General features: G+C 41.8%; 21 protein-coding genes. 10 read left to right on the forward strand and 11 right to left on the reverse strand.

Features of this window, described 5'->3' with window-relative positions; all coding sequences use genetic code 11:
* Nucleotides 1-9: 9 nt before the first annotated feature.
* From AC0L13_RS19890 to AC0L13_RS19900, 3 genes are read right to left on the reverse strand one after another with little or no spacing between them, the layout of a single operon-like run.
* Nucleotides 10-1,170 (reverse strand): hypothetical protein, encoded by a 1,161-nt coding sequence (locus tag AC0L13_RS19890; protein WP_473642459.1) that lies wholly within the window; start codon nt 1,168-1,170, stop codon nt 10-12.
* On the reverse strand, nt 1,163-1,258 hold the full coding sequence (locus AC0L13_RS19895; protein WP_473642460.1) for a hypothetical protein: 96 nt from the start codon (nt 1,256-1,258) through the stop codon (nt 1,163-1,165). The genes AC0L13_RS19890 and AC0L13_RS19895 overlap by 8 nt, the downstream gene beginning before the upstream one ends.
* The gene (locus AC0L13_RS19900; protein WP_473642461.1) at nt 1,240-1,569 is read right to left on the reverse strand and encodes a sigma factor; all 330 of its coding nucleotides are present in this window, start codon (nt 1,567-1,569) and stop codon (nt 1,240-1,242) included. Before AC0L13_RS19900 ends, AC0L13_RS19895 begins: the two co-directional genes overlap by 19 nt.
* Before the next feature lie 176 nt (nt 1,570-1,745).
* Between AC0L13_RS19900 and AC0L13_RS19905 the strand changes: the two genes are divergently transcribed.
* On the forward strand, nt 1,746-2,324 hold the full coding sequence (locus tag AC0L13_RS19905) for a hypothetical protein (RefSeq protein ID WP_473642462.1): 579 nt from the start codon (nt 1,746-1,748) through the stop codon (nt 2,322-2,324).
* Nucleotides 2,325-2,360: 36 nt separating this feature from the next.
* Here the strand turns inward: AC0L13_RS19905 and AC0L13_RS19910 are convergent, their stop codons facing one another.
* Nucleotides 2,361-2,672 carry a DUF378 domain-containing protein gene (locus AC0L13_RS19910; protein WP_473642463.1) on the reverse strand — a complete coding sequence of 104 codons (312 nt, stop codon included), beginning with the start codon at nt 2,670-2,672 and terminating at the stop codon, nt 2,361-2,363.
* A gap of 153 nt (nt 2,673-2,825) precedes the next feature.
* On the opposite strand from AC0L13_RS19910, the gene AC0L13_RS19915 reads away from it, so the two are divergent.
* Entirely contained in the window at nt 2,826-3,314 is a 489-nt protein-coding gene (locus AC0L13_RS19915) for a DUF1648 domain-containing protein (protein ID WP_473642464.1), read from the forward strand.
* Between the two features lie 217 nt (nt 3,315-3,531).
* Nucleotides 3,532-4,932, forward strand: a complete 1,401-nt coding sequence (locus AC0L13_RS19920; RefSeq protein WP_473647172.1) for a purine-cytosine permease family protein — start codon at nt 3,532-3,534, stop codon at nt 4,930-4,932.
* A 100-nt stretch (nt 4,933-5,032) separates the two neighbouring features.
* On the opposite strand, the gene AC0L13_RS19925 is transcribed toward AC0L13_RS19920, so the two are convergent.
* The 3 genes from AC0L13_RS19925 to AC0L13_RS19935 are packed head-to-tail and all read right to left on the reverse strand — an operon-like array spanning nt 5,033 to nt 7,279.
* Nucleotides 5,033-5,860: a MetQ/NlpA family ABC transporter substrate-binding protein gene (locus tag AC0L13_RS19925; RefSeq protein ID WP_473642465.1), complete on the reverse strand. Its 828-nt coding sequence runs from the start codon at nt 5,858-5,860 to the stop codon at nt 5,033-5,035.
* Between the two features lie 14 nt (nt 5,861-5,874).
* Complete coding sequence (locus AC0L13_RS19930; RefSeq protein ID WP_473642466.1) at nt 5,875-6,537, reverse strand: methionine ABC transporter permease; 663 nt, start codon at nt 6,535-6,537, stop codon at nt 5,875-5,877.
* On the reverse strand, nt 6,530-7,279 hold the full coding sequence (locus AC0L13_RS19935) for a methionine ABC transporter ATP-binding protein (RefSeq protein ID WP_473642467.1): 750 nt from the start codon (nt 7,277-7,279) through the stop codon (nt 6,530-6,532). Before AC0L13_RS19935 ends, AC0L13_RS19930 begins: the two co-directional genes overlap by 8 nt.
* Before the next feature lie 205 nt (nt 7,280-7,484).
* Between AC0L13_RS19935 and AC0L13_RS19940 the strand changes: the two genes are divergently transcribed.
* On the forward strand, nt 7,485-7,928 hold the full coding sequence (locus AC0L13_RS19940; protein ID WP_473642468.1) for a GNAT family N-acetyltransferase: 444 nt from the start codon (nt 7,485-7,487) through the stop codon (nt 7,926-7,928).
* 50 nt (nt 7,929-7,978) lie between these two features.
* Here the strand turns inward: AC0L13_RS19940 and AC0L13_RS19945 are convergent, their stop codons facing one another.
* The gene (locus AC0L13_RS19945; protein WP_473642469.1) at nt 7,979-9,625 is read right to left on the reverse strand and encodes a malate:quinone oxidoreductase; all 1,647 of its coding nucleotides are present in this window, start codon (nt 9,623-9,625) and stop codon (nt 7,979-7,981) included.
* Nucleotides 9,626-10,107: 482 nt separating this feature from the next.
* Between AC0L13_RS19945 and AC0L13_RS19950 the strand changes: the two genes are divergently transcribed.
* Complete coding sequence (locus AC0L13_RS19950) at nt 10,108-10,782, forward strand: response regulator transcription factor (RefSeq protein WP_473642470.1); 675 nt, start codon at nt 10,108-10,110, stop codon at nt 10,780-10,782.
* Nucleotides 10,779-11,804 carry a sensor histidine kinase gene (locus tag AC0L13_RS19955; RefSeq protein WP_473642471.1) on the forward strand — a complete coding sequence of 342 codons (1,026 nt, stop codon included), beginning with the start codon at nt 10,779-10,781 and terminating at the stop codon, nt 11,802-11,804. Before AC0L13_RS19950 ends, AC0L13_RS19955 begins: the two co-directional genes overlap by 4 nt.
* 25 nt (nt 11,805-11,829) lie before the next feature.
* On the opposite strand, the gene AC0L13_RS19960 is transcribed toward AC0L13_RS19955, so the two are convergent.
* Together AC0L13_RS19960 and AC0L13_RS19965 are read right to left on the reverse strand one after the other, a co-directional pair.
* Nucleotides 11,830-13,791 (reverse strand): ABC transporter permease, encoded by a 1,962-nt coding sequence (locus AC0L13_RS19960; RefSeq protein ID WP_473642472.1) that lies wholly within the window; start codon nt 13,789-13,791, stop codon nt 11,830-11,832.
* A complete protein-coding gene (locus AC0L13_RS19965) occupies nt 13,778-14,545 on the reverse strand; it encodes an ABC transporter ATP-binding protein (RefSeq protein WP_473642473.1) in 768 nt (255 codons plus the stop codon). The genes AC0L13_RS19960 and AC0L13_RS19965 overlap by 14 nt, the downstream gene beginning before the upstream one ends.
* Before the next feature lie 345 nt (nt 14,546-14,890).
* Between AC0L13_RS19965 and AC0L13_RS19970 the strand changes: the two genes are divergently transcribed.
* Nucleotides 14,891-15,592 (forward strand): YjjG family noncanonical pyrimidine nucleotidase, encoded by a 702-nt coding sequence (locus tag AC0L13_RS19970; RefSeq protein WP_473642474.1) that lies wholly within the window; start codon nt 14,891-14,893, stop codon nt 15,590-15,592.
* Between the two features lie 20 nt (nt 15,593-15,612).
* Here the strand turns inward: AC0L13_RS19970 and AC0L13_RS19975 are convergent, their stop codons facing one another.
* Entirely contained in the window at nt 15,613-16,347 is a 735-nt protein-coding gene (locus AC0L13_RS19975) for a DUF5694 domain-containing protein (protein ID WP_473642475.1), read from the reverse strand.
* Between the two features lie 215 nt (nt 16,348-16,562).
* Here AC0L13_RS19975 and AC0L13_RS19980 point away from each other — a divergent pair, with 215 nt between their 5' ends.
* The 3 genes from AC0L13_RS19980 to AC0L13_RS19990 all read left to right on the forward strand — a co-directional run bounded on the left by AC0L13_RS19980 (nt 16,563) and on the right by AC0L13_RS19990 (nt 18,917).
* Nucleotides 16,563-17,111, forward strand: coding sequence for a sigma-70 family RNA polymerase sigma factor (locus tag AC0L13_RS19980; RefSeq protein ID WP_473642476.1), 549 nt, complete (start codon nt 16,563-16,565; stop codon nt 17,109-17,111).
* On the forward strand, nt 17,108-18,214 hold the full coding sequence (locus tag AC0L13_RS19985; RefSeq protein ID WP_473642477.1) for a DUF4179 domain-containing protein: 1,107 nt from the start codon (nt 17,108-17,110) through the stop codon (nt 18,212-18,214). Before AC0L13_RS19980 ends, AC0L13_RS19985 begins: the two co-directional genes overlap by 4 nt.
* A 340-nt stretch (nt 18,215-18,554) precedes the next feature.
* A complete protein-coding gene (locus AC0L13_RS19990; protein WP_473642478.1) occupies nt 18,555-18,917 on the forward strand; it encodes a VOC family protein in 363 nt (120 codons plus the stop codon).
* Nucleotides 18,918-18,921 lie beyond the last annotated feature (4 nt).

Raw genomic sequence — 18,921 nt, forward strand, 5'->3', positions numbered from 1 at the left:
GTCCCATAATCAATCCAACTTAGTTGCATCCACAACATACAACGAATAAAAATCTGCGCCTTCCACGTTAACAACTAATGCTCCTTCAGGCGTGAATCGCGGTCTTACAAGGCGTTCCTGTATATGATCCAGCGTCGGCAGAGCATACGCTTTATTATTCTTGATTTTATAAAGCTCGACAGTATTGGAGCCTTTTTTTGGAGTGCTAAGCGCAAGTACATCACCATAAACAGCGTACGAAACAAACTCCGGCGTTTCCACAGTGTGGAACTGTCCATCCTTTAAATCTACATAACCCAAAACTCTGGCCATGTCCTCTTTATTATAAAGTTCAGCAAATACCCTGTTTCCGGAAATAGAAAGGTTATTTGCATTTTCATATGGGAAGACATAGGAACCGATTTTTTGATTCGTTTGCAGGTCATATACGGAAAACGGTACTTGTTTGGGGTCAAACTTTGTATATGGATCCCCAAGGGCAATTTTTCCTTCACTCACCGCTTCATGGCCATGCCGTTTTTGCAACTTGTCATGTAGTGGGGTCTGTTCAAGCGTCTTTAAATCAAGTCGAGTGAGCCAGACATTGCCGTAATTCACGGACGTATAGATCAGCTGATCCCCATCAATCTGCATGCCATGTAATTCATCCGAAATGTCTCGAATTTCCCCGTTCAACCGATTTAAAATGGAATAACCCTCAACGTCGTCCTGCTTCCAAACGATCCATCTCTCATTTGCCGCGACTTCATATCCTGATATATTCGCATCCCCATCTACGAGAATCTCTTTTGCATTCGATTCGGTGTCAAACGCGATAATTCTCTTCCCGTCCGAGTAAATCATTTCCTTCGTTTCATCCACGTAAATCGCGGTGATCAAAGTCGAAAGATTTTCACCAGGTATGGAAACTTTTTGAAGAGCGCCCGAAGGAATCGATTCTTCAATTGCTTGTTCACTCATCTCGTGCTGAATGTACGGCACCCCTAAGAACCCGGCAATTCCGACAACCGCGACCGCGGTAATAAGCGGCTTCCATGCAGGCTCCCTGGAAGGCGATTTGTTTTCTAGCCGGCGTTGCGCTTCCTCCACAATTGCCCGCTTTTGCTCATCCTTTAACTTCACCTGTTCAGGAATTGATTGGTCCAAGCTTTTTTGTAAGTGCTCATGCATAATCATTCCCCTCCTCTAAGGCTATGCGGGCCAGTTTTCTTCCTCTCGCAAGCCGTGTTTTAACAGTGTTTACAGGACAGTCCAACACATGTGCAATTTCCGAAACGGACAACTCTGAATAATAATGAAGCCAAATAGGTTTGAGATTTCCATTTTCCTAAATGCCCAGCTTTTGAAATAGTTATGGCACTCATTGACGGCAATCCGGTATAAATACGTTTTAACGGACGAGCGGCCTTCGAATTTCTCAAGGTTTAAGTAATAGCGGATGAACACTTCCTGCACGATGTCCTCCGCCTTCTTTTCATCTTTGACGATCGCGTATGTAAGCCGCATCAAGTAATCCCCATAGGAATTCATGGCAGTTAAAAGTAATTGATCCCGTTTTTGCCTCTCCATCCCTCCGCCCTCCTTCCCTACTTGTTAGACAAAGCAAATGATGAAACGGTTTCACTTTCCTGATCGTTTACCTTGGATAATTTTAACTGTACCATGATTGTTTGCGCACCATACACCCGGGTATGAGTAAAAGGATGATCGATGATCTATTTCGTCATTTAAGGCAGGTGTACTTCATGTTTGGACTTTCTGATTTAGTTTCACTGGTCATTTCCGCTTTTATCATTCTGCCTGTCGTATCGTTCCTTAGGGAATCCGGCTATTTGATTGTGAGTGCCATTTTTGGCGTCAAAAATCCGAGATTGACGGTTGGTTCGGGTCCTCGTTTTAAAAAAATTGGCATCGTCGATATTCGGAAATATTATCATATGTATAGTTGGTTTTCTTTTGATTCTCTGAAGTGGGATGGCAAGTTTGCGTATATATGCATTTACGCTGGTCCCATTTTCATTAATCTTGTATTGGCGCTTGCGATAAACATGTTGCTGGCAAATGGATTCTTGGAAGATTACAGAACCTTTTTTGAACGCTTCATTTTTTACGTGTTTTACTTTGTACTGTTAGACATTGTCCCGATGTTCACGGTGAATGGCAAACCGAACAACGGTATGATCCTATATGAAATGCTGCGCTATGGGAAACGTATCGATTATAATGAGGAGCCTTTCATTCCCGCCACGACTGACGTGGAAGAGGAAGTTCAGGAGCAAATGGAAAAAATCGAAGAAATCATAGAGGAAGAAAAAAAAGAGTGACAGCCCCCACATTCGTAGGTCGACTGTCACTCAATTTTATCGTTCTTCTTTGTCGGATATCTCCCGTTCCTTCGTGAAGTCCGGCTCTTCCCCAAACTCGGTATTCAAAGCCGGGTTGGATATGCGACGCTGGGTCGTTGCGACTTCCCTGTCTTCATCCGGTCTGAATAATATCCCTAAACAAATCAATCCGCTAAGTGCCACAATAGCATACACTGCTCTCGCTAAAAATGTATCCTGACCGCCAAATAAAGATGCAACCAAGTCAAATTGGAAGAACGCGATTAGTCCCCAATTCAATGCTCCTATGATGACCAGCGCCAATGCAATCCGTCGAACTGCTCCCATTTCATACTCCTCCTCATGTAAATAATTAAGTTTATTATTTGCTATAGGAGGGTTTTCATACGTACTGATTAACTCCAAAAATCACCAAGGGCTAATGCGGTGAAACTTTCTGACAAACCTTTCGTAAATGAAGGCATAAAAGGAGTGTGAAGCATGAACAATAAGCCTGTATTAAACATCCCTAAAACATTGTTTGAAAAAATTTCGGACATTATAACTTTGATTGTTTATTTGGCTGGCATCGTCTACACAATTGTCATTTGGAGTCAACTTCCCGATCAAGTTCCTGCCCACTATAACGGCGCAGGAGAAATTGATCGGTGGGGATCAAAATGGGAGCTTATTTTACTGCCTGTCATTGCTGCCCTCTTAGCTTTTTTCATGTCGTTTTTAGAGAAGCATCCCGAATGGCATAATTATATAAAGCTGAATGAAAACAATATTGAGTTCCAATATAAGAATTCACGACTATTGTTGAATGTGATGAAAAATGAATGTGTTCTGCTTTTCGTATTTCTAACGTTCAAAACGGAGCAAGTCGCTTTAGGTAACGCAGATTCTCTCGGCATCGCCTTCTTGCCTATTTTTCTCATTGTCTTATTTGGATCGATGGCGTTCTTTATCATCCGTTCATTAAAATAATTTTCGACATTCTATAGTGTTTTAGCAAAGACCATTTCTAGTTTCAATTGAAAATAATGTGTTTATTTTAAAATTACGCCAGGCGAAATACTTGTATTTTTTATTACTTTTTGATAAAATGGAGTGGTGCGCATTAATAAAAGAAGTTTGAAAAATATTATGCCTATAGGCAGAAGGAGTAGGTGCTTTACACATAAGGAGCTGAAATGTATTGTCAATAGAACAAACCACTGTGCAAGACGATATTAAGGAAGAGGTTGTCCGGGATTATTCCTTGGACCGTGTACCTCGCGAGGAACGAAAGGCTGGCTGGCTTAGCATTACGAACATTACGTTTGGGATAGCAACAGCTATTTTCTACTTTCAAATGGGAAGTGTGATGGCACTCCAATTCGGGGCTCCTAATGCCCTTATTTCCGCTGGCTACGCAATCATCGTAGCAGGCATACTCGGTACAGTCATTGTGTATTTGTCCGCGAAGTCGGGCATGAATGTAAACCTGTTGTCGAGGGGCGGCGGCTTCGGTTATATTGGAGCATCTTTGACCTCACTCATTTACGCATCGAATTTTATTATGTATTGTGCTTTTGAAGGCCTGATTCTCATATCAGCTGTACATCATTTTCTACCTTCCCTTCCTAAATGGGTTTTAATCCTCGTATTTGGACTCATTGTTATTCCTCTAAATTGGTTTGGAATAAAACAACTGGACAAGCTGCAGAAATGGTCATTACCGATTTTCATCCTCTTTTTGCTCGCTGCCATTGTTGTTTCATTCATCAAACCCGCTATCTATACGGGTCCAGTTTTCTCTTATATGCCCGAAGGAGTACAGCTTGGCGGAACCGCGCTGCTGTTCTGTATCGGTATGCATAATGGGATTATGGGCTTGACCGCTCTTCTCGCTTCTGATTATGCCCGTTTTTTACGCCCTAAAGATATTAAAGTTGGATCTTTAGCAATCGGGTTCATTCCTCAAATTTTTTGTTATGGCGTTATGGGAGGATTAGGTATCTGGTTCGGTGTCCGTTATTTGGAATCGGATCCAGGCGTTTATATTGTGTTGCTGCTCGGAATCGGCGGCGCTTTATTTACTATGTTGACGCAATTGCGTATTAATGTCACAAATATTTATAGTAGTTCACTCTCCTTATCAAACTTCTTTGAAAATATCTTCCGTTTCACCCCTGGCCGACGCTTTTGGGTTGTTGTCTCCGCACTGACAGCAATTGTGTTAATGCTTGGCGGCATTGTAGACCATCTTGCTACGGTCATGACATTCCAAGGTGTCTTCCTGTTTGCATGGACTTCCATCTTGGTAACGGATGCGCTAGTCGTAAAAAAATGGTTGAAAATCGGACCAAATTATTATGTTGCGACACAAGAATACTTGTATAAATGGAATCCTGTCGGAGTTGTTTCTCTCCTCGTTTCAAGTGTAATCGGTACAATCGCTGCACTTGGCTATATGGGATTGTTCCTCCAATCGACAGCTGCGTTTTTCGCCGCAGTACTCGCTGCTATTTTGACAGTCATCATCGCGATACTGACAAAAGGCGCGTATTATTTGCAAAGCGAACCAGCTCATATTGTTGAAGAGGACAAAATGAAACGATGATCGACAAAAGCCATGCCCGCACTCCATCGGGCATGGCTTTTTTATGCAAAAAAAGAGCCATTCTACGTTATAAACACATTAGAATGGCTCTTCTCCTATTTTATTTAAACGCAGGGATCGCAGTTTCGTCGTAGTTCTCTTCTAAAAACTTGCGAACTTCTGGGCTTGTCATTGCGTCAGCCAGCTTTTGAATCGGCTCCCAATCTTTGTTGTCTTCGCGTGCTACTAACGTGATTGCAAAGTCATTTTCGACTCCTTCTGTAAGCAATGCATCGCTCTTCGGCGTTAATCCAAGTGGCGCAGCATATGCCGGTGTCATAACGACTGCATCAGCATCATCGTACATACGCGCAAGCATTAGCAAATCGACTTCCTCGAACTTATAGTTTTTCGGATTGTCGGTAATATCCGCTTGCGTATAATACGTGTCTGTTTTTTCGCCTAATGTAATGACCTCATGTTGAGCAAGCAATGACAACGAACGGTCAATGTTGGAAACATCATTCGCCATTGCAATGACGGAGCTTTCAGGCAGTTCATCAATTGAAGCAAAGTCCTTCGAATATACACCATAATTTGCAAAATAGATTGGCGTAATCGGAACGAGGTTCGCATCATTATTTCGGTTGAATTCCTCCATGTACGGCACATGTTGGAAGAAGTTCGCATCCACTTCTTTCGCTGCAAGCGCACTGTTTGGTTGGACATTATCACCTAGTACAACAACTTCCAAATCGATTCCTTCCTCAGCAAGCTTCGGTTTCACGAGCTCAAGGATTTCCGTCATTGGCGGAATCAATGAAGCGACTTTCAACGTCACTTCTTCATCGGTCTCCTGCACCTTCGCATTGTCTACCTCTTCTTTATCCTTGCTGCACCCTGCTAATAAAACGATTAGCATTGTTGTTAGCATTAATAGCTTTCTCATGTTGTTTCCTCCTGTTATCGTTTATCTATCATTCTTGATACAGTCGTTCCGGTAAATTGGATGAACTGCACCAGTATGACCATTATGATAATCATGTACATCATTAAATCTGTTTTGAATTGCTGATAACCATACCGGATCGCAAAGTCTCCGATACCGCCGCCACCAACAACTCCCATGATCGTCGAATACGAAATGAAACTGATGATCGACGTCGTTAATCCTAACACGAGTCCGGAGCGAGCTTCGACGAATAGAAATTTAAAGATAACTTGCCTAACAGAAGCACCCATAGCAATTGCAGCCTCTATTACGCCTTTTGGCACGTCGAGCAACGATTGTTCAACGAGTCGGGAATAATGCGCAATAGCGATGATTGATAATGGCACAGTGGCGGCTGTCGTCCCAATAGCTGTCCCGATAAGCATCCTTGTGAATGGGATAAGGAATACGACTAATAATAGAAACGGAAAAGATCGAATGATATTTACTACTAAATTCAGTACTGAAAAGATAACCCGGTTCTCATAAATCTGCCCTTTCCTGCATAGAAAGAGCAATGTGCCAACTGGAAGCCCGACTAAAACGGCTGCGGCAATCGAAACGCCAACCATGAAGAAGGTCTCTCCGATCGACTGCCAAATTTCGGCTTCATATTGAAGTAGAATGTCAGGCATGACCCGTTTCACCGTCCTTTGTAAGCCGCTCCACAAAGAAACTAGGGCTGTTTTCTGCCATCCCGATCCCTTTTGGCTTGATGGATACGGTATCGTAGACCTTGCCATGATCCATGACAGTGACACGGTTGCAAATGCTTTTGATCACTTCCATCTCATGGCTGACAATGACGATCGTCACTCCGAAGCTCCGATTGATGTTTTCCAACACGCTTAATATTTCCGCGGTTGTGTTCGGATCAAGTGATGATGTCGGTTCGTCACACAATAATACTTGCGGATTGTTCGCCAATGCCCTGGCTATCGCCACACGTTGCTTCTGACCCCCACTCAATTGGGCGGGGTATTTATCTATGTAACTCGCAAGGCCGACAAACTGAAGACATTCCTCCACACGGGCACGGCGCCCTTTTCTCGGAAATTTGGCCAGTTCCAACGATGCTGCAACGTTTTTATACACTGTTTTATTCGCGACCAAATTGAAGTGTTGAAAAATCATACCAATAGATTTTCTTGCATGCCGGAGTTGTTTGCCGTTCAATTTAGTCAACGTTTGACCATTGACCTCCACTTCCCCTTCGTCCGGAATTTCCAATAAATTCATCAGTCGCAGGAGCGTTGATTTACCTGCGCCACTTGTCCCGATGACTCCATGGATCTCCCCTTTTCCTATCGATAAGGAGATTGATTGAATAGCCTGAAAATGCAAGAAACTTTTACTCACATTATGTAATGTAATCATAAAAAAATCCCCTTTCAGGGTGATTGCGACGCTTACTATTATAGCCTAATCTACCTAGCATGTCATTTTATCGGATTATATAAAAGTGTTATGATTTCCAAAATTAATACCTGTGAATTCAAATGAAAATAGTGCCTTTTTTTAAATAATTAGCTTTTAAGACTACTAGATCTTCGACTATAATTTAGGAAAAGGGGAGATTCTCATGCTGCATTTAGAAACGATCACGAAAGACAATTGGTTGAAAGCTATATCGTTGCGCGTACGGGAAGACCAAGTGAATTTTGTCGCGTCAAACGCGGTGTCGCTCGCACAGTTAAATTTTCTTGAAAACTTCCACGCCAAAGGAATCTATCTTGGCGAGGAAATGATCGGTTTTGCGCTTTACGGAATTGATGAAGACGATTATGAATATTGGATGTACCGTATGATGATCGATCAAAAACATCAAGGAAAAGGGTACGGGAAAGCAGCAATCCAACTAGTAATTGATGATGTTAAAGCGATTAAAGAAGAGCGGCATCAAACGATCACGCTTTCTTATGAACCGATGAATGAACATGCAAAACGCATATACGAAAAAATGGGGTTTCAAGAAGTAGATGGATTCATTATTAGCGGTGAACAAGTGGCCCGCTATACATTTTAATATGCAAAAAGCTGACTGCGGCATGATTACGCTGAGTCAGCTTTTTTATGTTACTCTTTTTTATTTGGATCCTCTTCTACGATCAATGTATCATCTACGTTCGGTACTTCGCGGTCTACTCCTAAGGCTGTATCTTGCTCCGTCTCCCCAGTTTCCACAACGACAGATTCCTCTTCCAACGGCTCTGTTTCTTCGTTCGACGATTCTGGTACGTCTGCAACCAGTCCGAGCGCCTGCGCGGTTGATGCATGGACCTCCTTCAGAAGGTCTGGGTTATTGACGAGCGACACGCCATAAGATGGAATCATTTCTTTAATTTTCGGCTCCCACTCTTTTGCATGTTGCGGGAAACATCTATTAATTATTTCAAGCATGACGTGAACTGCTGTGGAAGCTCCCGGTGAAGCGCCGAGCAATGCGGCGATCGAGCCATCAGATGCATTGACGACTTCGGTACCGAACTGAAGCGTCCCTTTGCCGCCCGCTTCCGTGTCTTTAATGACTTGAACGCGTTGGCCGGCTACAATAATATCCCAATCCCCACTCTTAGCGGTCGGGATGAAGCTGCGCAATTCTTCTATCCGCTGTTCCTTCGATAACATCAGTTGCTGGATCAAGTATTTTGTCAAAGACATTTCTTTCGCGCCGGCCGCCAGCATCGTAAAGACGTTGCTCGGTTTCACAGAAGTAATTAAATCCATATTGGAGCCTGTTTTCAGGAACTTCGGTGAAAATCCAGCGAACGGTCCAAACAGCAATGATTTTTGATTATCAATATATCTCGTATCTAGATGCGGAACTGACATAGGAGGTGCACCTACTGAAGCCTTGCCGTATACTTTCGCATGATGCTGCTCGACAATCTCCGGATTTTTGCACACTAAAAAGAGCCCGCTCACTGGGAATCCTCCGATATGTTTTCCTTCAGGGATACCTGACTTTTGCAGTAGATGCAAGCTTCCACCGCCGGCACCAATAAAGACAAACTTCGCAGTATGGCGTTCAACCGCTCCACTATCGAGATTTTTCACTTTCACTTCCCACGACCCATCGGCCGTGCGGTTCAATTGGTTTACGCTATGATTATAGTTTATATCTACATTCTTATTCTTCAAATGATCGAATAACATGCGAGTCAGCGCGCCAAAGTTGACGTCTGTTCCTGTATCAATCTTTGTCGCTGCAAGCGGTTCATTCACAGTCCGGCCTTTCATCATGAGAGGCAGCCATTCTTTCAGTTTCTCCGGATTATCGGAAAACTCCATTCCTTCGAACAGTGGATTATTGGAAAGCGCTTCAAATCGTTTTTTCAAAAACTTCACGTTATCTTCGCCATACACGTAGCTCATATGAGGAAGTGGCATAATAAAGTCTTCTGGGTTGCTAATCAATTGATTGTTCACTAGATAGGACCAAAACTGCATAGAAAGCTGGAATTGTTCATTGACCTTAATCGCCTTGCTAATATCTAAAGTTCCGTCTGGTTTTTCATTCGTGTAGTTGAGCTCGCACAGTGCGGCATGTCCTGTCCCCGCATTGTTCCATTCATTGGAACTTTCTTCTCCTGCGCCCGGAAGCTTCTCAAACACTGTAATTTTCCAGTCCGGTGCCAATTCCTTCAACATTGTCCCCAAAGTTGCACTCATGATTCCGGCGCCAATTAAGATGACGTCTGTTTTTGTTTCTCCGTTGCTCATTTTTATCATCCTTATACCCTGAATTTGCAGAAAGGATGTAGACGCTCCTTCTAAGGCGTCACAACAAGACAAGACGCGATCTAGGAACACACCTTTTCTGTTCAATAATAACCTCATATATTATATCACAATCTTTTGTCAGAATGCCCCTATATGCAAAATTGTTTACTACCTGTTTGGAGTGCCTTTTAGGGTGCCTGTGTAAGGTGCAATTATGACTATTCAATTGCATGAATTAATATTAACTTTTTTAAAAAAACTCCAGAATGAGTGGGTTTTGCTTTTTCCTTATGCAATTGTAGTGCATAATCTGAATTGTTTGCCGCACAGGCACCTGTTGGTAGCGATTGCCTCCAAGGTAAACTTACATTTTCGTCACCATACTTTTCCTGCTATTTCGTGTGATACAATCAGGATAACGGAGGTTTGCTCTGCTCGTGCATCCTCTTCTCTCTCTCATTTCAAACATAGGGGGATTGGATATGTTTACTGTTCTGATTGTAGAGGATGAAATGAAAATCTGTTCAATAATCGCTACTGAATTGCGAAACTGGGGGTATGACGTGCATGTTGCAGAGGATTTCCGAAATGTGGAAGAATTGTACTTGACGGTGCAACCACATCTAATCCTTCTCGACATTAATCTGCCCTATATGAATGGGTTTTATTGGTGCGAAAGGATTCGCCGGCATTCAAATATTCCGATTGTGTTTCTTTCGTCGCGCACAGAAACGATGGACATGATGATGGCGCTTAATATGGGCGGGGATGACTTTATCCAAAAGCCTTTCTCCATGGAAATGCTGTTGACGAAAATCCATGCACTATTAAGGCGTTCCTATACATACCAACAAATAGATATGGATATACTTTCACACCGCGATTTGACATTGCATGTAAAAAGGGCCGTTCTCTCCAGTCCAGACGGCGAAATTGAACTGACGAAAAACGAGTTTCGGATTCTATGCATTCTTCTTGAACGTAAAAACGAAATCGTCCAGCGAGATGAGCTCATGGTAGCCTTATGGGAAGATGAAAATTTCATCGATGACAACACATTAACCGTCAATATTAATCGGCTGCGCCGAAAGTTGAGTGAGCATGGAATGGATGGATATATCCAAACGAAAAAAGGCCAAGGATACGTACTCTCATGAGCGCATCTTTTCGCCAATATATCGGCTTCCAAAAGCGATTAATAGTGTTGTATATAGCAGTTATGTCATTCATAACGATTATGCTCTACATCGAGCCGACAATGTCTGTCCATTTTTCCAACCTTGTTTACATTCATGCAATCGCGCTTTTTTTCTTCATTTCATTTTTATTAATTGATTTTTATTTCATATCAAAGCAATATAAAGCTTTTTCTTCTCGTTGGAGCAATGGAATATTCATACGGGATGGCATTGACGATCCAAAAACATATGAGCAGCACTTGTATTGGGAACTATTCCAATCTGTAAATGATGCACATCAGCAGCAATTGACTTCAATCGTCCGTGATAAGAAGGAATCAATGGAATTCATGACGACTTGGTTTCATGACATTAAAACACCAATTGCGATCAGTAAGTTAATTTTAGAGCAAGCAAAGGAAAATCCGGACAATGAAAGCATTTCGGAGGAAATTTCGCGCATTGAGCGAAGTGTCGACCAGGCACTTTATTTTACAAGGACTGATCATTTCGCACGGGATTATGTCATTAGCAAAACGGGGCTCGATGCTGTCATCCGTTCTGTCGTGAAACAATTCGCAAAGGAGTTTATCCGAAGAAAGATAAAAATTTCCATTCGTGTGGAGCCATTAGTTGTGGAAACGGATTCCAAATGGCTTGCATACAGTCTTTCGGAGTTCATTTCAAACGCATTGAAATACTCCAATGACGGTGGCAAGATCACAATCTATTCAGATGAAGACATAGAAGAAATAAGATTAGTAATCCTTGACGAGGGCATCGGCATCCCGCAACATGATATTAGTCGAGTCTTTCAATTAGGATTTACGGGGACAAACGGACGAGTTAACCGGAAATCAACCGGAGTCGGTTTATATATTGCCAAAAAAATTATGGACAAAATAGGCCATAACGTAACAATTACTTCTACAGAAGGTGTAAATACAGCTGTAACAATTCATTTCCGTAAAAGCGATGGTTATTATTCAACTGTCATGTAAAACGGGAAAGGCAAGCCTTTCCCGTTTACGAATTCACAAGTTTATTTGCAGTCTCTACTGTCAACTTATAATAAAGGCCGTACAAACATGTATATATAGCGACACTAATTGAAACAGGATATAAGAAATTGATATCCATTACGTTTGATAATGCAGTCAGTATCATACTACTATGTGCGATACCGACGATGAGAGGCAGAAGGAATAAAAGAAATGTCTGTCTTGCAATTAACTTCTTCACCTTCCTCCGGCTCAACCCAATTTTACGTAAAATCTCATACCGTCTTCGATCCTCTGCCGCTTCTGTTAATGTTTTAAAATAGATGACACTGCCAGTCGCTACTAAAAAGACGAGTCCCATAAATCCGAACACAAAAATAAGCAGGCCATATATGGATTGTGCAGCTTCAAAGCTTTCCGAGAAACTGTAAAAGCCTTTGTTTGGCTCGAATCCTGTTGTTTGCTCCTCTTCCCGCTCATATACGACTTTCAAATCTTTAGTCAAACTGGCAGATTCCTTGTGATCATCAATTTTTATAACCCGTGTTCCATGTACTGGCGCCCCTCTATATAACTGCTCATACACCCCATCGCTCACGATTAATACGGAAGGCTGTACATCATACGAAAATAAAGACTCCACCTTATTACCAACTACACGAATTGGCATCTCACCTTCTACGCTCATAAGTGTCAACGTACTGCCGACATTTTCATCTTTCTGTTGCGAACCGATAAAATTCCGGCCTGCCATCACTGCCTCGCCATCTTCGATAGAAGCAATCGGTAGACGTCCAAGCTTTTCGGCAAGCAAATTGTATGTTGAGACTGGCAGCACTGCAAAGGAGTCATCGTAATACAAATAGCCGCCTGGCACTGATTCCAGTCCGCCTGCCGTTCCTGGAACCATCGCATATTCAAATGTCTCATCAAAAATGACCGGATGCTTCTCGTCTATAGATAAAATCTTTGTCATTTCTTCATCGACAGAGCTTGACTGCACGTCAAACTGGTAACTATAAGGCACATGATCTTCCAACGTTTGCAATGTATTAAAGTAAATTGTATAAGCAAATCCAAACGCAACGAGCGTCATGCCATTCAAGATCGAGATAACAGTCAACAGCAACCCATTGCTACGAAGACGGCTTTTCAATTGGGTCAAAGTTAATAAGTTCTTCCAATGGTAGTAGACTTTTTTTCTTTTTTGCCAAAGGTGGACAAAGAAGCTAGTGCCTGAATGGAATAATAAATAAGATCCTATTACTAAAACTATGAGAACTGTAGTAAAGTTTCTACCAAAATGCTCTGACCAGCTCGTTGATTTGTATGCATGTAAAAGGCTCCAATCACCAAACCCGATAAGCGCAATTGCAAGCAACGCAAGCAAATAAGACGGTTTCCACTGTTTTTGCATCTTATGTTTTGCTTGAAAGAGTTCGATTAGTTCAAAGCGATATGCAAGAAAATATCCTTGAAGAGAAGCAATCATCATAATAAATAAAAAAACGATTACGGTCTGGACAATGGCGACCGGATTCATTGAAAATTGGACAATTAAGGAAATTCCCATTATTTTGAGCAAGACCATACTGAATAATGTCGAGAACAATTGCCCAAGCCCAATTCCTATCCCTAACGCCAAAAGGCTTAATGACATATTCTCATAGAACAGCATTCGGCCGATTTCCTTTTTTGTACCGCCAACTAATGAATAAAGCCCAATTTCTTGCTTCCGGTTCGTTATGAAAAACGTATTAGAATACCATACAAATATCATGATAAACAAAGATAATATGACGGATACCCCTGTCAATAGAGGACCCATCTTATCTTCCCGTCCAAACGCTTCGCCAATTTGCTCATTGTATTGCAATGAAACGAAAGTGAAATAAATGAGGACACTAAATATTAAAGACGCAATATAAAGAAAGTATTTGCGAATATTGTATTTTAAATTCTTAAGGACGACATCATATAATGTCATAACGACCGCCCCCTAAAGATGACAACGTTGTTACCAGTTGATCAAAAAACCATTTTCGGTCCTTATCTCCCTTCACTATCTCGGTAAACAACCTACCGTCTTTCATGAAGAGGACGCGATCGCAATAACTTGCTGCAAAAGCATCATGCGTCACCAATAAAATAGTCGTCTCATATTCTTGATTCATCAATTGAAATGCTGACAACAAATCCATTGATGACTTTGAATCTAAAGCCCCGGTCGGTTCATCCGCCAATACAAGTTTCGGATTATGGACGATCGCCCGTGCCGCGGCAGTCCGTTGCTTTTGACCGCCGGACGTTTCATACGGATAACGATTTAGAATTGATTGGATGCCTAATTTTCCTGCAATCTCTTCTACTTTCAAATCTGTCGTCAAATCCATTTTGTTCGAAAACGTTAATGGCAGCATAATATTTTCCCGAATCGTCAACGAATCAAGCAAATTATAATCTTGGAAAACAAAACCTAAGTTAGTACGCCTAAACTCAGACAATGGTTCATCGCGCAATGTAGTGATTTCTGTATCGTTAATGCGCACACTTCCCGAAGTCGGTTTATCGATTGTAGCCAAAATATTAAGCAACGTCGTTTTACCCGCTCCAGAAGGCCCCATTATGCCGACAAACTCTCCTTCATGAATGCTCACATCGACCCCTTCAAGCACAGAAACCAAATTCTTCTTTGTCCCATATATTTTTTGAATACCTGTTGCCTGGACTACGATATCCATCATATACCTCCCCCATATAGCTGTTTTCATTTGTCTTCATCATACCGTGCAACATGGTTGCCCTCCATCGATGTAACGAACAAAAACGTCGCCCAATCTTACAATTTTGTTCGGATTGGAGGAATTGTCACTCCGGCTTGGATTAGGTGCCTGTGTAAAGTGCATTTATGAAAATTTGAATCCGCGAATAAATTTACTAAAAGGGAGCCTTCCAACTCATTAGATATTGGGTATTGTAGTTTTCTTATGCAATTATAGTGCATAATCTGAATTGCTTGCTGCACAGGCACCAAAACAAGGTGTTATACTGGAGACATAGCTTTATGTAAGTCAGGAGATGTGAGAATGAAATACGATGTGTTTTTATTCGATTTGGATGATACGTTAATGGATTTTGGGGAGACAGAAAAACATGCGTTTACGAATGTGTTCACTACACACGGATTACCGAATGCATTAGCAGATTTTAGGGATACGTACCGAGCAGTTAGCACGGTACTTTGGGAGGATTTGGAGCAAGGCCGAATAACGCTTGCGGAGTTGAAAACTGAGCGTTTCAGACGGTTATTCCTTGAACATGGCCTTGAAATGGATGCAGAGCAATTCGGCCAATTGTATCTTGATAACTTAGGGAAGGAAGTCCACTTGATCGACGGAGTATCATCAATGCTTCATTCCCTGAAAGGCGCAAGGATTGCGGTATTGACGAACGGCTTTAAAGAAGTTCAATTGGCTCGTATTGCTGCTTCCAGTTTATCTGATACATTCGAAGCGATTTTTACATCCGAGGAGATTGGTTTCCAGAAACCTCAACCCGAGATTTTTGAGCATGTATTTAATCAGCTGAAAATCAAAGACAAGTCACGTGTCCTGATGGTCGGAGACTCGCTTTCGTCGGACATTCGCGGCGGCAACAACTTTGGCATCGATACGTGCTGGTACAATCCGAAACGAAAAGAGAATTACGGCTTGGCTAAGCCTACATATGAAATTCATGATTGGAAAGAGTTTCACATGATTGGAACACAAACAATCGCATCCAATTGACGGATGCGATTGTTTTTTGATTACTGTAAATAAGACTGTACGGGCACGGTTTCGAAAAATCCGCTCTCCTTCACGAAGTTCTCGACAATCCTGACATGTGAGCCGCCGACAAGGAAAAGAATTCGGTCGTCAGGGGACGTGGCCAAATCCGATAGGTTTGAAAAGAGGATAAGATTTCGTTGATACCACCAGATCAGCCAGTCCATACCGACATATTGCTCAGTGTCTTTGATGCGCGCCATATTTACATAGCTGTGATGAGTTTGATCGACTACTTCCGGCTGATTGTGATAAAGGAGTAGATCTTTGACACTTTTGCCGGCCATGGTAAGCTCAAGTTGGTAAAATGGACAAAAAATTTCTTCATATAATTCAGGCTGATGCTCTTTCGCCCATTCAGCAACTTCATTGATTTCTCTCTGACAAGCACCTTGCTCCATCCAATCCACCGCGTAAACTTCCTGATGTCCCATCTCTTTTGCCAGTCTGTATCCGATCTGATCGATTTCGTTCTCTTGCAACTGATATTCTCCCTTTAAAAAGCCAGTGAATTCCTCATTGATGGGACCATTTTTCTTCTTCTCAACTTCCAAAGCGATTTTTGTAGGCTCGAAATCTTTTAGTCGATCCACTACCTCTTCAATCTCTTTCTGTCTTTGTCTCGAAAGCATACTGTCCTTTTCTATTTCAATCATGTCCAAAGTGGTGCCCATGTGAAATGTTCCTAGGATCATGATTTTCGGCTTGCTTTGCATCGGTATTTCCCCCTTTTGTATGCTTAGTATCTCTTCTAATTGTGCCCTTTGCATTTTTACTTGTCCAATAATTTTAAAATTTCCACATGACCATTACTGTCTTGCCTCCAATTAATCAACTTCCACAGAGGTAAATTAATAATATGAGAACATTCTCAGTTTGATACGATGTATTTAGTGTAAAGGCCTTTACGGGACACGAAGGAGTTGTTGGTATGAAGATTACACCTGGAAACTTTATAAAGCATTTCAAAAAGGGAAAAGAAGCTGCTTTGGAGTTTGTCATCGATGAATATAGCGGGATTGTAAAAGCCATCATCTATAATTCATTGCAATCCTACAACGATTCCCAAGTCATTGAAGAGTGCATCAGTGATACATTCCTGGGTGCCTTTGAAAATGCCAAACAATTTTCAGGGGAGCAGGAGGACTTTAGGAAATGGATTTGCACCATTGCAAAATTCAAGGCGATTGATGCGCAACGGAAGTTAGGTAATCAACCAATTGCCGCGGAATTCGAGGCAGATATAATGATCGTGCAGTCCGCTGAAGAAGAATTTCTCCTACGAGCATCGACCGAGGAACTGCTGCGCATGATGGCAAAATTGCGACAAGTCGACCGGGATATTTTTACAATGAAGTACTTTTTAAACATGGGAAACAAAGAAATCGCCGACAACCTCGGCCTAACTAAAGCATCAGTTGACAATCGACTGTATCGCGGAAAAAAAAGATTGCAAGAATTAGGAGGGGCTTTGACTTGAAAAGACTTTATAGACAATTTAACAGGCATAAAGTGAGTTTCGATACGGACGTTCAGCCCATGGACGTCACTGACCTTGAAAAGGCGCGCATTAAACGGGCGGTCATGAGAGGTAGAAAGAAGAAAAATCATATACCAAGGAATCTATCAGTCGCGGCCGCCTTTTTCATCGCTTCAGGGATAACGTTCAGCGCTGCTTTTCCGGCTCTTGCTGCGAAACTGCCGATTGTCGGGAATTTCTTCGAGCAGTTTGTTGACCATGATGATTATGTTTTCGAGAAATTCGACTCGTTTGCAACGGATATTGGTGTGACGAAAGAGAGCAACGGCATTGCTGTTACAGTAACAGATGCAGTGTATGATGGTGAAAATATTGCAATTGCTTATACAATTGAAAGTGAACATGACTTAGGGGAAAGACCGGTAATGGAAGGAAGCTTTCATGCAAAAGAATTTGGAAACGAATATGAACATTATGGATCATACTCGAAGTACATTACAAAAAAGATCAATGATCATGAATACGCCGGGCTCTTTATCTATCAGCTGATTCAAGGTCCTAAACCAGATGAGATCAATGCAACTTGGGATGGTAGCAGCATTCTGAACTTGTCAAACGTCAATGATGAATTCCCGGGAGAATGGAGCTTCCAACTTAACTTGCAAGCTCTCGATAGTAAGACGAAAAGATTTGCGGACGCTGGTATTACTTCAAAGGCCAATGGTATTGATGTAACGCTGACTAAAATGACTGAAACGCCTATTTCCACAACCCTTTATCTTTCAGAAATGGTTGACGTACGGACAGCCGCAGCAGAAGAGGAAGAATGGCGCGGTATTCAGATTGAATATCTCGTGAAAGATGATTTGGGAAATGACTATAACATGATTTATTATCATGACGTTGGCCACAGCACGGACTTCCAAGACTTCAAAGACTATACCAGTAGACCAAGAATCACAACGACTCAGTTCCATGAGGATGCGACGTCCATTACGATAACCCCGATTGTCAATGTGTATGAAATGATTGATGAAGAAGGTTGGCTAGACCTTGTTCAGGAGCCATATGCCATTGAACCAATGCAATTTGATTTGAAATAATACGCTTTTGACTGAATGGATGCAATTCCTGAAAAGGATTGCATCCTTTTGTCATTTTAGACAATCCGTTCGGCAAAACGTCGAACGACACGTATTAACGCCCGACTTCTTCATTGCTGAACAACGTAACTTCCAGATCATGAATTGCAGCTACTAAATAGATCCTACAAATCAATTGACTAAAAATACAAGACTACCGCGTAACCGGTGGTCTTTTTGTTTTAATTGTACTAACCTTTAACCCGCTGAACACTTGCAGAAATAACGGAAATTTGAAATAATTGTCAATAAGCTACGCTCAATATAAATTGTGATTTCAACTAAAGGGGATAATATTAATTTGAAAAAAAACACAGGAAACGTAATTGGATTTGAGTTAAGTAGTCAAGAACCTGAAAAAGCGGCGGAATTTTATTCAACTGTTTTTGGCTGGGAGATTGCCGAACCCCATTGGGATTACTGGGCTGTCTCGACTGGTTCTGAAGAAAATGATGGAATCAACGGGGGAATTGGAAAAGGACCAAATGATTTTCCACATGGAACACGTATACAAATTGAAGTAGATGTTATTGATGAGGCAATTTCTACAGCTAAAGAAAATGGCGCTATGGTCGTTAGAGATAAGATGGAGTTTGATGAGTTTTACCTTGCCTATTTAGTAGATCCTACAGGAATTGGCTTTGGGCTTATCCAAAAGAAATGAGCTT

The sequence above is a fragment of the Sporosarcina sp. QA0331 genome (assembly GCF_055808055.1).

Bases quoted from the DNA above. Each gene is read 5' to 3' on its own strand.
- AC0L13_RS19940 (WP_473642468.1), top strand. From the start codon at position 7,485: ATGCTGCATTTAGAAACGATCACGAAAGACAATTGGTTGAAAGCTATA.
- AC0L13_RS19980 (WP_473642476.1), top strand. From the start codon at position 16,563: ATGAAGATTACACCTGGAAACTTTATAAAGCATTTCAAAAAGGGAAAA.
- AC0L13_RS19960 (WP_473642472.1), bottom strand. From the start codon at position 13,791: ATGACATTATATGATGTCGTCCTTAAGAATTTAAAATACAATATTCGC.
- AC0L13_RS19930 (WP_473642466.1), bottom strand. From the start codon at position 6,537: ATGCCTGACATTCTACTTCAATATGAAGCCGAAATTTGGCAGTCGATC.
- AC0L13_RS19915 (WP_473642464.1), top strand. From the start codon at position 2,826: ATGAACAATAAGCCTGTATTAAACATCCCTAAAACATTGTTTGAAAAA.
- AC0L13_RS19955 (WP_473642471.1), top strand. From the start codon at position 10,779: ATGAGCGCATCTTTTCGCCAATATATCGGCTTCCAAAAGCGATTAATA.
- AC0L13_RS19970 (WP_473642474.1), top strand. From the start codon at position 14,891: ATGAAATACGATGTGTTTTTATTCGATTTGGATGATACGTTAATGGAT.
- AC0L13_RS19935 (WP_473642467.1), bottom strand. From the start codon at position 7,279: ATGATTACATTACATAATGTGAGTAAAAGTTTCTTGCATTTTCAGGCT.
- AC0L13_RS19900 (WP_473642461.1), bottom strand. From the start codon at position 1,569: ATGGAGAGGCAAAAACGGGATCAATTACTTTTAACTGCCATGAATTCC.
- AC0L13_RS19950 (WP_473642470.1), top strand. From the start codon at position 10,108: ATGTTTACTGTTCTGATTGTAGAGGATGAAATGAAAATCTGTTCAATA.
- AC0L13_RS19910 (WP_473642463.1), bottom strand. From the start codon at position 2,672: ATGGGAGCAGTTCGACGGATTGCATTGGCGCTGGTCATCATAGGAGCA.
- AC0L13_RS19905 (WP_473642462.1), top strand. From the start codon at position 1,746: ATGTTTGGACTTTCTGATTTAGTTTCACTGGTCATTTCCGCTTTTATC.
- AC0L13_RS19890 (WP_473642459.1), bottom strand. From the start codon at position 1,170: ATGCATGAGCACTTACAAAAAAGCTTGGACCAATCAATTCCTGAACAG.
- AC0L13_RS19945 (WP_473642469.1), bottom strand. From the start codon at position 9,625: ATGAGCAACGGAGAAACAAAAACAGACGTCATCTTAATTGGCGCCGGA.
- AC0L13_RS19965 (WP_473642473.1), bottom strand. From the start codon at position 14,545: ATGGATATCGTAGTCCAGGCAACAGGTATTCAAAAAATATATGGGACA.
- AC0L13_RS19925 (WP_473642465.1), bottom strand. From the start codon at position 5,860: ATGAGAAAGCTATTAATGCTAACAACAATGCTAATCGTTTTATTAGCA.
- AC0L13_RS19975 (WP_473642475.1), bottom strand. From the start codon at position 16,347: ATGCAAAGCAAGCCGAAAATCATGATCCTAGGAACATTTCACATGGGC.